The sequence below is a fragment of the Paenibacillus oceani genome (genome assembly GCF_014705615.1).
GTDB lineage: Bacteria > Bacillota > Bacilli > Paenibacillales > NBRC-103111 > Paenibacillus_AB > Paenibacillus_AB oceani.
On sequence record NZ_JACXJA010000058.1, the window covers coordinates 1 to 14,577 of the forward strand.

The following is a 14,577-nucleotide window of genomic DNA, read 5'->3' on the forward strand; positions in this document are numbered from 1 at the left end:
GCTAGCCCCGAAGGACTCGCTCGACTTGCATGTATTAGGCACGCCGCCAGCGTTCGTCCTGAGCCAGGATCAAACTCTCCAATAAGGTGCCTGTCCGAAGACCGGCTATTGTTAGAGCTGATTGCTCAATCCGTACTGACTTGTTTCAAAATCACGCGATTTGCATCGACGTAACTTCGAAGTGTTTGCTTCTCACTCGTTTTGCAGTTTTCAAAGAGCAATTCATTTTGTTGCGACAGCGAGATTTACTATACCACATCTCGTTATCACTTTGCAACCTCTTTTTTTGAAGATCCAAGAAGTTGGTTCTCCTTGTCGCGATTGGCTTATCAGCCTCATGCGACAGGAATCTCATCTTAACATGTCCAGTTCCAAAACGCAACCTCAAGTTTTTCCAAGCCAAGGTGCAATACCAAAGGCACAGAACCGCTTATTCATTTTTGTTCCGGTAAGACAACGAAATGTAATATACCATATCCATTCGAAGGATGCAAATGTTTTTCAAAAAAAAAGAAAGCTTCGGATCGAAGCCTTCTGAATCGTCTATGCTATTCGGCCCTAAACCGCACTCTGCTCTTATAACCGGAATGTCCCTCCAAACCAACCCTTTAATGAAGCTAATATTTACTGCCATTCATCGAAGGCCGGACAGAGGCCCGCCCTGCATCCGCCACGACCCCTACGTCCGCTTCGTGCGCCCTACGGCCAGCCGCGTTTTTTCCAGCATCGGAATGACTTTGTTCTGCTGACGGCTCGCGATCGTAATGAACAATATATCGACTACATTCAGCTGAGCGATCCTGGACGCCATCGCGCCGCTTCGGATGCTCTGCTCCACCGAGCTCGTAAACAGGCGAATATCGCCCAGATCGGCGACAGGCGAAGACCCGAATTTGGTCAGTGTAATAATCGTAGCCCCTTGCTTCTTCGCCTCCGTGAGCGACTGGATGATCTCGTCCGTCTGACCGGAATAGGAAATCCCGAAAGCGACGTCTTTGTTCGTCAGCGTAACGGCCGATGTCAGTTGAGCATGGAAATCCGAATACGCCTGACACCACCAGTTAATCCGGCTAAGCTTCTGATAGACGTCCTGAGCAATGACCGCAGACGCACCCATGCCGTACACGTCAATCTTCCGGGCTTTGGACAACACTTCCGCCGCCTTGCCCACCTCTTCTGAGGAGAGAACGGCTGTCGTATCCTGGATCGACTGCTTATTGTTATTGCTGACCGCCTGAATGATCGCCTCGACCGAAGCGCCCATCTTGATTTCTTCATAAGTACCGGCAGGCAGGCTGGAGCTTAGATCACCGGCGATGCGCAGCTTCAGCTCCTGGAACCCCTTCATATTCATCGTTTTGGATAAGCGGATGATCGTCGCCTCCGAAACGCCGCTGAATTCCGCCAGTTTCTGCACGGATAGCTTGACTACTTCCTTCGGATGTTTCAGTATATAGTCCGCCACTTTGCGCTCGGACGGTTTCAATTGATCCAGTATCGCCTTTAAGGCTACAAGTCCGCCGTTCATCATGTCACTCACTCGTTTCCCAGCGTCTCCACAGGACTACTGAACAGGTTAAACGGGTAAAAGCCCGCTAGAGCCGATTTTTCCGGATTCCGGAACTTTTCCCTACGTCTAGCTTAACCGATCCCGACTGCCGCTGTAAATAAAATTCCAGCCTCGCGAATGATGCTTTTCGCTCGCTTCTCCTTCAAACCCATATGTAGATACGGCAACCCATCCTAATTGGGCGCGTTAGTGAACCTTTTGCAGATTCGGAACCAATATAGCGTGAAGGAGGCCGGCCCCTGATGAACCAACAACCCACATACAAGCTGCTTAAAATGGTATGCGATGGAGACACCGAGTCGTTCGGACAGTTATACGCCTTAACCCGTCTCGATGTATACCGGACTGTCTATTTCCTGCTGAATGACAAACAAGACACTCCTGACGTAGTGAGCGAAGTGTATATGGAATTGCTTCACTGCCTAAAGGATTATAAGGAAGACAAACCGTTCCGGTCGTGGCTAAACGGCTTAACCGTCCGGCAGGCGCGCAATTGGAACCGGAAGCTGTGGCGCAAGTTCCGGCTGTCTGAGCGCAACAAAACTCTGGAGATCCGTCTGCCGGAGGTAGACGCCGCCCACGAAGTGCTGCGCAGCGAAAGCCGCAACGAACTATGGACTCGCATCGAGCAGTTGCCTTTCAAGTTGAAAGCCGTTATCGTCCTGCGGTACTACCAGGATTGTCCGCTCGAGGAGATTGCCGATATTTTGGGTATCCCGACAGGCACCGTCAAGAGCAGGCATCATCTGGCGTTAAAAAAACTGAGGCTCGCACTGCGCGAGCGGCCTGAATTCGCGAAGGAGGAATCCGTACATGCAAACGGATAAAGAGTTAAAAGCAGCTTTTCGCAAACGGGCGCAAACCATTCTGCTCCCTGCCGGTCTGGATCGGCAAATTGCCGGTATCTATGAAAGTTTCGTCCAAACTCAGTCGAGGCATCCTTCACGGCCAGGCACCTTGAGCCGTCTAAGAAGCGCCGCCGGACGCCGAACCGCGATCATCGCACTATGCTTCTGTCTGTTCTCCGGTATCGCTTATGCATCTAATGCGCTCTATAAAGTAAACACAAGCAACCTCAAATACGAAATGACGATCGACCCTAATATCGAGCTCCCCTCTTCGACAGCGGAGCAGATCCGCAACGTATTCGACGGGGTCCGCTCATCGCTCGGGGAAGACGAGAAGGTGTTCGTATTCTTCAGCCTGCTCGATCGGGAGAAGCTACCGGCATTCGCAAGTGTCTCGAACCCGCGGATCTACACGGATTTGGCGCAATGGAAACAAGTGGTTGGATACGATGCCGACTGGAGCTTGCCGGGGCAGCTGCCGGACGGGTATTCGATAGCCGGAGGACGGACGCAGTTGCCGGTCGAGGGGGGCACGCTGGAGTGGATGAAGAGATATGAGCGCACCCTGAAGGAAGAGGCCAAGCGAACCGGACAGCCTGCAGCCTGGACCAAGATCGACGCTTCCGACAATGCCGGCTCCACAGGCGTGTACGTTCCGAATATGCTGGTAACCAAGGAAGGCGGAGCGGAAATTACCGCTAGCTGGCAAGTCATCCCGGAAGGAACAAACGTCGAGATCCACGGCAAGTCGGGGAACGGGACGATGTCCGAGAAGGTGACCGTATCCGGTAAAGAGGCTGCGTATATGTACAGCTCAGACAATTTCCTCAGCCGGACCGGCTACGTCCAGCATTTGTCATGGGCCGATGAAGTAAACGGCAAGTCGATCCTGTACCAGTTGTCTTCCGAATCTGCCGACGTATCCAAGGAAGATCTGCTGTATATCGCCAATCATATGAAATAAGACGACAAAACTTCATGAAGAACCGTGCCGCGCATCAGAGCGCAGTGCGGTTCTTCTGTTTAAGGCGAGTTCTCCAGCTCCTGCAGCCGATGTTGAATCCGGCGTTTCCGGTACAGCATCCTCCCGGTTTCCGCCACATCGCCCACGGTGCCTTTGTTAAGCAACGCGCCGAACAGCATGCCTGCGACCGGCACGAGTTGGAACAGCTTCTTCCAACCGAAATTATCCCGGTAAGTCGCCACTACTTCGCGCCAGCCTTGGAGCTGCGAGGCTAGTTGACGATCGCCGGACGCGCCGTCATATTCCGCCAGTTCCTCCAGCACCGCCCGCTTGCCGACGATATCCGACGAGCTGAACTGCAAGCACTTGACGATAAATACCCGCTCCCGGGGATCGTCCGGATCGAAGCCGTAGCACAGAGCCATCTCCTGAAGAACCTTAAGGGATAACCCCAGCAACGCCGGAATGTCTACCGCGAGTGTAAACAAACCTCCGAATCCTGTCGTCGCACCTTGTACCACAGCAAGCTTCTTGCGGCTGTCCGTCAGTCCGGCCGCCGCCGAATCCATGACCGCCAGAGGCAGCAGCCCCGCCTGCTTAACGTTCCCGAGTCCTTCGCCCTGCCAGCCGGCTTCGCGGGCTGTTCGTCCCAGTGTATCCAGCACGGACTTCTGCGACACGAGATAACGCCCGCCGGTCTGCAAGTAACTGCCGAGCTCGTCGATCGCTTGTCCGATTTTGTTCCGTATCCCTTTCGGCGTCAGTTTGTCGAGCAGCATAAATGGCAGCCGCCCGAGTTTCTCCCAAAACCATAAATCTTTCTGGTCCTTCTCCCAGCGGACGATCGCGCCAAGCTCCTTCTCCAGCTGTTCCTTCGTCTCTTCCGGAAACCCGGGGTTATGGGAATCGCTCATGCTTATCACTCCCGTATCTCAATAGTATGTTATACGGAGCGAAAAGCATTCGGATGCAAGAAGCGTTGAAACACCCGGTTTGTCCTTTTTATTGGAGACCGGCTCCGAGTATAATGGAGACATCAAGCCAATGAACCGGAACAGGAGGGATTCGTTTGAACCGATACGAAGATCCGCTGTACACCCCGCTATGTCGGCTGCTCGGCATCGAGCTGCCCATGATCCAGGCCGGGATGGCCGGAGGGCCGACGACGCCGGAGCTGGTTGCGGCCGTCTCCGAAGCCGGGGGGCTGGGCACGCTGGGAGCCGCCTACATGGAGCCGGAGGCGATTCGCGAAGCGGTGCGCTCGATCCGGCGCCTGACGGCGAAGCCGTTCAGCGTCAATTTGTTCGTCGCGCCGATGCGCGACGACTATTCGCGGCTCGCCGAGGTGCAGCCGGTGCTCGACCGGCTCGGCGCAGAGCTCGGCGTCGCCTCCGGAGCGGAGCCGGCGCCGACGCCCGACAGGCTGGAGCGGCAGTTCGCCGTGCTGATGGAGGAGCAGGTCCCGATCATCAGCACGGCGTTCGGGCCGCTCCCCGAGCCGCTCGGGCGTACGGCGAGCGAAGCGGGCCGGCTGGTGACGACGATGGTGACGACGGTGGAGGAGGCGCTGGCCGCCGAAGCGGCAGGCTGCGACGTCCTCGTCGCCCAAGGCAGCGACGCAGGGGGCCACCGGGGCACGTTCGACAGCGAACGGCACCGGGACGGCTCCCTGGTAGGCACGTTCTCGCTCGTTCCGCAGGTGGCGGACCGGGCGAAAGTGCCTGTTGTCGCTGCCGGGGGCGTCATGGACGGCCGCGGCCTGGCCGCCGCGCTGCTCCTTGGGGCGCAAGGCGTGCAGCTCGGGACGCGGTTTCTGACCGCGGCCGAATCTGGCGCCCATGCCGCCTACAAGGAGGCGCTGCTCGCGGGCACGGAGGACGACACCGTCGTCACCCGCTGGTTCTCCGGGCGCCCCGCCAGGGGGCTCCGCAATCGCTTCATCGAAGAGGCGGAGCGTTCCGGCGTGCAGCCGATGCCGTTCCCGAGCCATAACACGGCAACGGGACCGATTCGGCAAGCGGCGGCGAAGCAGCACGACGCCCGCTACATGTCGCTGTGGGCCGGGCAGGCGCTCCGCCTGCTTACGCGGGACACGCCGGCTGCGGATATCGTCCGCGGCGTGGCCGAGCAGGCCCGCGGGCTGCTTGCGGCCGGACCGGTTTACCGGGAGTAGACGCGCTGCGAATACGGACCGGTAGCGGGATACCCGCCAAGTTAAAAGCTGCGTCCCCGGTTTGGGCTGCGGCCGTGCTGCACTCAAGAAACACGGGCAAACAGCTTTGGGCACGCTTTGCTGCCTGTATATAACCAAAAAGGCTGGCCGGCGGCGAATGTATCTTCGCCGTCAGCCAGCCTTTTGGTTATCCCGCTACCCTTGCACCGCCCGCTCGAAATAATCCCAGCCGAAGCCGACATGGTCCGGCTTGTGCGAATCGGAGCCGTATACGCACTCAACGCCTGCTTCCGTACACTTGCGGATAAACCATTCCGGCACGTATGCCTTGCCGCATGTAGGAACCCGCAGGCCGGCCGTGTTCACGTCCACGCCTACGCCCGACTTGACTAACAGCGGCAGCACGCGCTCCAGCCGTTCATGGATTAACCCCTCGTTGACCGGCGGCAGCGCCTGACGGAACTTTTCGATCAGTTCCAGATGGCCGATCCGCTTTCGGCCGGGAAGCCGGACGGCCGTTTCGATCGCCAGCTCGACGTGATCGAAATATTCGTTTACCACTTTTTCCATCGTGCCGTAATAGTTCAGCAAATGAACCTGAAAATCATCCGGCTTGTAGTCGATGCAGCGCATCCCACCACGCCCCGGTAAATAATGAACGGAAACGACGCAATCCTCCAACACATCCGCCCAAGGTTCCGCGATCCGTTCGGTAAACGCGAAGTTTTCATGCAAATAGTCAAACTCCAGCCCAATTGCAACGTCCAGACGCCCTTCATATTTGTTCTTGTATTCGCGCACATAGCCGAAGTAAGCCGGCATCTCCTCAAAACCCATAGCCAGCTCTGCCATCAGCTTCGGATCGTCGATCAGCCCTTCCGGCAGCGGAGGATGCTCCGTCACCGAATACCGCTCGAACCCGAGTTCGACCGCCCGGTCCAAGTAACGCTCCAATTCGTCCGGATTGCCGTGCTTGCAAAATTTCGTATGCGAATGCCCATCCCATTTGATCATCGCCCGATGTTCCTCCTCTATTGGTCCCATCGCCGCCTCCTGATTCGTCAAGACGGCTGTCTGCTGATCCGACAGTTAAGACCATTGTAGCAGTTCCTCGGCTTGACCGGAATAGAGGCGGCGGCCGGAATGGGATAGATGCTTTAGCGCTTATCCCTTCCTCCCATACATAGGCCCCAAACCATGCCTCTGGCGGGACAACCGGCACACCTCAGTACGCTCATCACATGCTAAGCCGAATTAACGCACCTCATACGTCTGCGGGTCGGCATTATTCATAAGCGGAGTCAACTCCCCGGTATAGAGCAGGTGAAGTTCATGCATCGCCCGCGTGCAGGCGGTGTAGAACAGTCTTCTTTCGCTTTCGTGCCCGTACCGCTCCCGGGAAACGTCGTACAACAGCACCGCGTCGAACTCCACCCCTTTTGCCAGGTAGGAAGGAATGACGACAACGCCTTTCTCGAATGTGCCGGTCCCGGTGCTGATCAGGTGCAGAGACGGAATTTCTTCCTGCAGCGCTGCGAAAGCTTCGCGGCTCTCTCCAGCCGTCTTGCAAATAACCGCAATCGACCGGTGCCCTTCCTTCTGAAGCTGCCCGATCCGTTCCGTAATTTGCCGATGAAGCGCACCGGTATCCTCCGCCTGGGTCAAGGTCGGCTTGCTGCCGCCCCGGTTAAACAGCTCGATCGCTTCTCCGCCTTCCACCAGACCTCGCGTAAATTCGACGATTTCCCGCGTAGACCGGTAGCTTCGCGTCAGCATGATCGTCTCCGTCTCCTCCGCCTCAAACAGCTGCTGCAGCGCGGCGAATCCGTTCTCGGAGGCTGCATGCGCATAGATCGCCTGGTTCAGGTCGCCAAGCACCGTCATCCTGGCCCGCGGGAACAGCCGCTTCAAGACGGCAAACTGAAACGCCGAATAGTCCTGAGCCTCGTCGATGAACACATGCCGTACCGAGTTATTGGTCTGGAACCCTTCCAGCCGCTCGACCAAGTACAGATAAGGGGTAGCGTCCTCGTAAGAAAGCTCCTTCCGGTCCAGCCGCTCGGCGGTATCCGAGCAAATATCGTCCCATCGCTCGAGAAGCGGCTCTTCCCCGGCCAGCAAGGACGCCAATTCCGGGTTTGAGAACAGCTGCCGGTACACAGCCGGAGCATCTATAAAGGTGAGTTTTTTGGCCCTTTTTCGCAGCACCTTGAATTTCTCCTGAACGACCATCATCGACAGCTGCTCCTGTTCCCGGTCGAAATCGTCGAACGTATCCGCGGAAAAGGTTTTTTTCTTGTGCAACTGCTCCAGCGCCTCTTGATACGTTTCCTTGTCCAGCAGTTCGATTTCGTCCAGCACCCACGCCTCGTTCATTTCCTTTTTGGCGAGCCGCCGCAGTTCCTTGAGCAGCCATTCCGATAGAGCCACCATTCGGTTCGGGATCGTCATCAAGCCGCTCAGCGTATAAAACTGCTCCTTCAGCTGTTCTCCGGAAACCAGAACCCGGTCGCGGAACACAACATCCCGGAATACCATTCCCCGTTCGCTTAAATAGCCGGCATACCGGTCCAATAAACGGAGAAATACGGCGGACGCCTTGTACTGAATTCCCGCCACTCTCGCCTCGTAGCCCGGTTCACTCATCGCCGATAACGTATATTCCATCTGCCCGAACGGATCTTCCACCGCAAATTCCCGGCCGAGCCGGTGATCGAGATACTGCTGGAACGTCGTCTGCTGCATGTTTTCTTCCCCAAGCTCGGGAAGCACGGTGGATACATAGCTGTTAAACATCGGGTTCGGGGAAAATAAGACGATTTGCTCGGCTTTAAGCGTCTCGCGGTACCGGTACAGCAAATAAGCGACGCGCTGCAGCGCAGCCGACGTTTTGCCGCTGCCCGCGGCCCCCTGGACGACAAGCAGCCTCGCTGTCTCGTTGCGGATAATCCGGTTCTGCTCGCGCTGGATCGTCGCCACGATGCTTCGCATCTGCGCATCGGACTGTTTGCCGAGCACCTCCTGCAGCAGCTCGTCTCCGATCGTCACGCCGGTATCGAACAGGCTGCGGATGCGCCCGTCCCGGATGATGAACTGGCGTTTCAGCTCCATCATGCCGGATATCTCTCCCCCGGGCGTCGTGTACCGGGCCGGCCCGGGGCCGTAATCGTAGTACAGGCTGGACACGGGAGCCCGCCAGTCGTATACGAGAAAGTCGAAACCGCTGTTGTCCATCAGGGAACTGGTGCCGATGTAGATGCTGGAGTGATCCCGCTCCCCGTCTTCCAGGAAGTCGATCCGTCCGAAATACGGCGTCTGCTTCAAGCGCAGCAGAGACTTGAGCTGACGCAACGCATGGCGGTGGTTACGCTCCCGCTCCGACATGACCTCCGCCTGCTGCTTCATGCTGGCATAGGTCTCGATCAGTTCGTCGGCATCCTCCAAGTTAACGGTCACGTCGTCCCAGAACGTATTACGGATGCTTACGATCTCCGACCTCAGAGTCCCGACCTGGCCCTCCACAACCTCAAGCCGCTCCTCGACTATGGAGATTACCTCATCTACCCTACGCTGCTCTTCCGGCCATCTTTGTTTCACGCTCATGCCACCGCTCCTTTTGGGTCCTTTTGGTTTCGATGATCCGATCGGCTTTGGCGTATTCCCTCCTCGTTCTGCAGCCGATCGGAAGCTGGATGAATACGAGTTGACAAACGTCTCGCCCTTGTGATATTATTGTTTTAGGAAAAGTTTAATATTAAAATCACATTTTTTGGGCGATGAAAATCACTCTTTATTTTAACATGGATTCTTATAGGATTCAACCGGTAACGCGAAGTATGGCTTTTGAAGCCTGCTTGGTGTTTTTTTGTTTTCTAACTTAAGTTGAGCCCCTGATAAGGCGATTTCGATTCCTCATTCCTCCGGAGCTTAAAGCTTCAAATTTTTGGGTTTGGGGTTTGAGTTGGTTCGGAATGATGAGATTGGCGGATGCTCCGAAATATTTCTGATGGAAGATCTTTCCGAGGCTAGCTTTCTGGTGGCCCCGGTTGGTCAAAAGCGCTTGCGCTTGAGGCCGGGTAATCATGCAGTCGTGGGTAATACATTTCAAACACCGGAACCCCTTGGGGCACAAGGGTTTCGGCGTTCTCATCTCCAGTAAGCAGGAAACTCCACTCCCGTCAACGCCTCCATTCTGAACGAAATGGGCCTGCCTTTCGCGTAATAAGGGTTGCTGGCAGTTTGCTGGCGGCTCTTTTTGCACGCTTCCCAGCCGTTTCATGCTCGATCGGCTGAAATAAGAGCTAGCAATCACCTCTATTTCCGCGAAGCGGGCTACTTTTGGCGGAATAAGAGTTCCCAGCAGCTCTTATTTGCACGATTCCCAGCCGTTTCACGCTCGACCGGCTGAAATAAGAGCTAGCAATCCCCTCTATTTCGACGAAATGGCTACTTTTGGCGGAATAAGAGTTCCCGGCCGCTCTTATATGCGCTCTTCACCGCCGTTTCGGGCCCGGTGCGACGCTAGTGCTCACCCCAGCCAGGCAAAGGTACGGTCCGCCGCTTCCCCGATTCCCGGCTTGGATGCGGGGACCAGCCTATGCAGCTCGACTGGCTCGGCCGCTCCTTCGGCGCCGGCGGCTTCTGCCGAGATCCGGACGCCCGTTCCTTTGGGCACGAACGGAAACAACTCGAGCACGTCCCCGTTGTCCATGCGGATGCAGCCGAGCGAGCGGTCCGCGCCGATGGAGGACGTATCGTCAGTGCCGTGAATCGCGATCTCCCCCAGTCCGAGGGCGCCGTCCCCGTAGGCCCGTGGGGCCGCTCCTTTCGGATCGAGCACCCGGTCCGCAACGACGAACTCGCCTTCCGGCGTCCGTCCGTTTTTGCCCAGTCCTACCGTCTTCGACGCGAGAACGACCGGACCGCTAACTACCTCCAGCATACGGTCTTGCTTGGAAATACGTACCGCAACCGGCTCGAAGGCGACATCGACCTCAGGCACATTGGGATAAAACATCCGTTCCGCCGTCGAAGCCGCCGCGTCGTAAACCCACCCGCCCTTGCCGTCAAACGACTGCGCCACCCCGTTGGATCTGGTATACGCTTCATTGGGCACGAAGCTGATATAGTTGGCGGGATAGTTCCCGAGCAGATCCGACAGCCGCTCCGGCGCTGTCCCCTTCTCGGCGATGTAAGCGCCAAGCGCGGTACGCACTACGTTCGCCGCGGCGTAGGTGAGCGAAAAGGCTCCCGCAGGGGGAGCCTTCTCGCTGTCCGTCCGAAAAAAGCGGATGCGCACCGCGGTGTCCGTGGACGGATTGTATTCGGCGGAAACAAACGACAGCTTCTTCTTCTCCTCTTCCGCTTCTGCGGAAAGAGGAACGAGCTTGCCGTAAGACGCCGGGTCCGCCGTGGAGATTCCGAACAGCGTTACCGTTTGCCGGCCGTCGCCGCCCGTCTCGACAGCCTTTTTGCGCAGCATCTCTTCGATTACCGGATTGCTGGCGTCGTAAGGGAGATAGAGGAGGTACGAGCGGCCGGTCGTCTCGTACACGACTTGCTTGCCTACGGAGCCGTTTCCGAGTTTGGCTACGAGCGTTTGGACCGGCTCGGCGGCGGCCATGCCGAGCAGAACGGCGGCAGCCAGCAGCATAGCGAGCGTCCAGAGCATCATCCGGTTGCGGAGGACATCCTGTCCGCTTCCGCCGCCCGACGTTGCGCCCGCTTCCCCCGCCGCTGCTGCTGCACCCGGTCTCCCCCCTCGCCCTCCCGCGCCGACGGCCCCTCTGATCCCGGGCTTCCCCGGCTCCAATCGCCGAATTCCGGCTTGCGCTTTCGAGTATTGGGGAGACGGATAGATTCGCGCCGCTTGGCGGTAATGATCGAGTGCCTTCTCCTGCTTGCCGAGCTCCTCGAACTTCTGGCCCAGCTTCAGATGGACCGCCGGCGAGGCGCTGTCGCCGTATCGGAGCATTTTCTCATAGGCGCTCGGATCGCTGGAGCTGACGTACAGATTTTTGTCCACTTTCACGAGATGACGGTGCAAATGATGGGGATACCGGCCCGGCTTGTCCGAATTCATTACGAAATTCTCCCTTCGCGTGGACCTTTTTTGATCCATTTTGTATCAATAACCTCAAACCTCTCTCCTGCCGTATGTTTTCTACAGCTTTTTTTTAAGCATTCATTTGACACCACTGTTGGAGAACCTAATCAACAAAATGATACTTTTTGTATCATTAATACTACAGGATTATGCCCGTTTTTTCAAGCTTGGCTTTACGCGGGAAGGACGCTGCCCGCCGCTATTGCAGTCCGCACCGGAATCAAGTATAGTGGATTTAATTAGACCGATTAGTCGGATTAAAAAAGGGGTGCCTGTATGAATCGCCGTCGCGGAGAAGCGGAGCAGACGAAAACGCAGATCGCCAGGAAGGCCAAAGATTTATTTTGCCTGAAAGGGTACGCCGCAACTTCGATGGACGATATTTGCAGGGCAGCCGAGGCGAGTAAAGGAAGTTTGTATTACCATTTCAAAAATAAAGAAGCGTTGTTCGTTTATATCCTGGAAACTCAAATGCACGAATGGATCGAACGCTGGGAGGTCCTCTCTCTTGATTGCGGCAGCGCCACCGAGAAGCTGTATAAGCTGGCCGAACATTATGCTTCCGACTTCCAAAGCCCGCTTACGAAAGTAAGCGAGGAATTTGCCGGCAGCCAGACGAGCGCGCCCGAGATGCTGGAGAAGCTGCTGGAGCTTACCCGGATGCACTATCCGATCTTCGAAGGGGTGCTGCAGGAAGGAATGGACAGCGGAGAATTTCGAAAAGGCGACGTTCAGGAGATGACGCTTATTGTAGCCGGCCTGCTGGGCGGTCTGGGTATTTCCTATTACGAGGTGGAGATGGAGAAGCTGTTCGAATTGTACCGGAAAGCGGTGCAGCTGCTGCTGGAGGGGCTTCAGACCCGTTAATTTTTTTTACTCATTAATTAAACCGGTCGGTCGGTTTAAGAGAAAAAGGATCAGGAGGAGCGCTTATGAAAAGTATATTTCGCAATCGCGTCATCTGGCTGCTGATCGGTAACGACATGCTGGACAATATGGCGATCTGGGTCCGCAATATGGCGATTTTGTTTTATGTGATGGAGCAGACAAACGGTGATCCGATTGCCGTCTCGCTGATTACGGTAGCGGAATACGTCCCGATCTTCCTCTTCTCGATGATCGGAGGCACGCTGGCCGACCGCTGGGAACCGCGGAGAACGATGCTGCTGGGCGGCGTGCTGAGCGCGGCCTCCGTTGCCGCAATCGGGTTTGCGATTATGCTCGGGGCGTGGGAAGCCGTCTTCTTCGCTACCGTCGTATCCGCCGTAGTCAGTCAATTCTCGCAGCCCTCCTCCTTCGTCATCATCAAGCGGCATCTGAAAGATGATGAAGTCGCCGCCGCAACCGGCCTCGCTCAAAGCATCGCCGCCCTGTTCCTGATCGGGGGACCGGTTCTCGGGACGTTCGTGTACTCCAAGCTCGGGATGGCAACGTCGCTGTTCGTGATAACCGCCTTGTTCTCGCTATCCACCCTGCTCGTCGCCTTCCTGCCGAAGGTGCAGCGTCAGCCGGATACGTCGCACCACGGCTTATGGAGCGAGATGGGTGAAGGCATCCGCTTCGTCTTCCGCGATGCGCGCCTGAAGACGCTGCTGCTCCTGTTCGCCTTGCTGGGCATCGGAATCGGCATTACGCAGCCGCTGGATATTTTTATCGTGACGGAACGATTGCAGCTGGAGAAGGAGCATACGCAATGGTTTCTGCTTGCCTCCGGCGTCGGGATGCTGGGAGGCGGCGTGCTGGCGGCAACCGTCGTATCGAAGACAAAGGAGCGAACGAACTGGGTGATTGCCCGAGGTCTCGCCTTTCTCGCCGTATCGCTGGTCGTGGAAGCCTGGTCCGTCTGGGTGCCGCTTACACTGCTGTTCCGGTTTCTCGTCGGCATCGCCATGGCCTTCATGCAAGCCGCTCTGTCCGCCATGATGATCCGGATGGTCGACGAAAATTACGTCGGCCGGATTAACGGGACGATTATGCCGATTATGACCGGCACGCTGCTGATCGGCACCGGAATGGCCGGACCGCTTATGAAATCGACCTCGCTGCTGACCGCCTACTTCCTGGCCGCATGTATCGTCATGGCCGCCGCCCTGATCGGTTCGCGGCTCCGGTCCGGCGGCTCGCCCGCGATGCCCGAGGGTGGTCCGCGCCAGCCTGCGCCGTCCGCCTCCGGGGACACGCACGCCTAGTCTGCGCCGATGGTTCAACTTCCGGCTCCCAAGTGATATATTGATTTTATACCGATTACTTCAAGATGACCTTGGGAGGGTAACGAATGACAGAGCGTTTGATACGAAAAATAGGCGACCCGGTCCTGAGGGAGAAATGCCAGCCGGTTCGCGAAGTGACGCCGAACATCGCAAGGCTGCTGGACGACTTGGCCGCAACGATCTATGGCGGCGACAACCGGGCCGGACTGGCCGCGCCCCAGGTCGGGATCGCGAAGCGGGTAGCGGTGCTCGATTATGACGGCTCCGGTCTGATCGAGCTGATCAACCCGGTCATCGTGGAACGCAGCGGCAAACAAAGCGGCCACGAGTCGTGCTTATCGATACCGGGCGCTTACGGGCTCGTGAAACGGTCGCAATATGTGAAGGTGATGACGTGGGACCGCCAAGGCAAAGAAACATTCGTCGAGGGCCGGGGCGATCTCGCCATCTGCCTGCAGCATGAGATCGACCATCTCGACGGTGTGCTGTATATCGACCACGTGAAGCCGGGAGAGCTGTTCAGCGAGCATGACAGCAAGCCGATGGACGTCTTCCAGATGATCCGTCTGTCCCGCTCCGGAAGCGGCCGTTAAACGGAATGCTTCTCCAGTTGATCCAACTTCCAGCTCTATAGCCCGATCCGCTGCCTGTAACGTCAAGCCGGCGCAAGCTGCCCCGAAGGCGGCCACGCCGGCTTTTCTTAACG

The 14,577-nt window shown here is 57.0% G+C and carries 11 protein-coding genes and 1 rRNA gene; 6 read left to right on the forward strand and 6 right to left on the reverse strand.

Annotated elements, in window-relative coordinates:
• A 16S ribosomal RNA gene (locus IDH45_RS30940) occupies positions 1 to 85 on the reverse strand; the annotation flags it as partial.
• Positions 86 to 679: 594 nt separating this feature from the next.
• Positions 680 to 1,531, reverse strand: a complete 852-nt coding sequence (locus tag IDH45_RS30945) for a MurR/RpiR family transcriptional regulator (RefSeq protein ID WP_190932053.1) — start codon at positions 1,529 to 1,531, stop codon at positions 680 to 682.
• A 281-nt stretch (positions 1,532 to 1,812) separates the two neighbouring features.
• Between IDH45_RS30945 and IDH45_RS30950 the strand changes: the two genes are divergently transcribed.
• Together IDH45_RS30950 and IDH45_RS30955 are read left to right on the forward strand one after the other, a co-directional pair.
• Complete coding sequence (locus IDH45_RS30950; RefSeq protein WP_190932018.1) at positions 1,813 to 2,397, forward strand: sigma-70 family RNA polymerase sigma factor; 585 nt, start codon at positions 1,813 to 1,815, stop codon at positions 2,395 to 2,397.
• On the forward strand, positions 2,384 to 3,382 hold the full coding sequence (locus IDH45_RS30955) for a hypothetical protein (protein ID WP_190932019.1): 999 nt from the start codon (positions 2,384 to 2,386) through the stop codon (positions 3,380 to 3,382). The genes IDH45_RS30950 and IDH45_RS30955 overlap by 14 nt, the downstream gene beginning before the upstream one ends.
• Before the next feature lie 59 nt (positions 3,383 to 3,441).
• Here the strand turns inward: IDH45_RS30955 and IDH45_RS30960 are convergent, their stop codons facing one another.
• Positions 3,442 to 4,296 carry an EcsC family protein gene (locus tag IDH45_RS30960; protein WP_190932020.1) on the reverse strand — a complete coding sequence of 285 codons (855 nt, stop codon included), beginning with the start codon at positions 4,294 to 4,296 and terminating at the stop codon, positions 3,442 to 3,444.
• A 155-nt stretch (positions 4,297 to 4,451) separates the two neighbouring features.
• Between IDH45_RS30960 and IDH45_RS30965 the strand changes: the two genes are divergently transcribed.
• Entirely contained in the window at positions 4,452 to 5,555 is a 1,104-nt protein-coding gene (locus tag IDH45_RS30965; RefSeq protein WP_223837176.1) for an NAD(P)H-dependent flavin oxidoreductase, read from the forward strand.
• Positions 5,556 to 5,750: 195 nt separating this feature from the next.
• Here IDH45_RS30965 and hisJ read toward each other — a convergent pair whose 3' ends face one another.
• The 3 genes from hisJ to IDH45_RS30980 form a co-directional block, all read right to left on the reverse strand.
• On the reverse strand, positions 5,751 to 6,569 hold the full coding sequence (gene hisJ / locus IDH45_RS30970) for a histidinol-phosphatase HisJ (RefSeq protein WP_190932021.1): 819 nt from the start codon (positions 6,567 to 6,569) through the stop codon (positions 5,751 to 5,753).
• Between the two features lie 240 nt (positions 6,570 to 6,809).
• Positions 6,810 to 9,158 carry an RNA polymerase recycling motor HelD gene (gene helD / locus IDH45_RS30975; protein ID WP_190932022.1) on the reverse strand — a complete coding sequence of 783 codons (2,349 nt, stop codon included), beginning with the start codon at positions 9,156 to 9,158 and terminating at the stop codon, positions 6,810 to 6,812.
• Positions 9,159 to 10,083: 925 nt separating this feature from the next.
• Entirely contained in the window at positions 10,084 to 11,637 is a 1,554-nt protein-coding gene (locus IDH45_RS30980) for a L,D-transpeptidase family protein (protein WP_190932023.1), read from the reverse strand.
• Positions 11,638 to 11,937: 300 nt separating this feature from the next.
• On the opposite strand from IDH45_RS30980, the gene IDH45_RS30985 reads away from it, so the two are divergent.
• The 3 genes from IDH45_RS30985 (at position 11,938) to def (ending at position 14,464) form a co-directional block, all read left to right on the forward strand.
• Positions 11,938 to 12,528: a TetR/AcrR family transcriptional regulator gene (locus IDH45_RS30985; protein WP_190932024.1), complete on the forward strand. Its 591-nt coding sequence runs from the start codon at positions 11,938 to 11,940 to the stop codon at positions 12,526 to 12,528.
• A 65-nt stretch (positions 12,529 to 12,593) separates the two neighbouring features.
• The gene (locus IDH45_RS30990) at positions 12,594 to 13,850 is read left to right on the forward strand and encodes an MFS transporter (RefSeq protein WP_190932025.1); all 1,257 of its coding nucleotides are present in this window, start codon (positions 12,594 to 12,596) and stop codon (positions 13,848 to 13,850) included.
• Positions 13,851 to 13,936: 86 nt separating this feature from the next.
• Positions 13,937 to 14,464 (forward strand): peptide deformylase, encoded by a 528-nt coding sequence (gene def, locus IDH45_RS30995; RefSeq protein WP_190932026.1) that lies wholly within the window; start codon positions 13,937 to 13,939, stop codon positions 14,462 to 14,464.
• Positions 14,465 to 14,577: the final 113 nt, after the last annotated feature.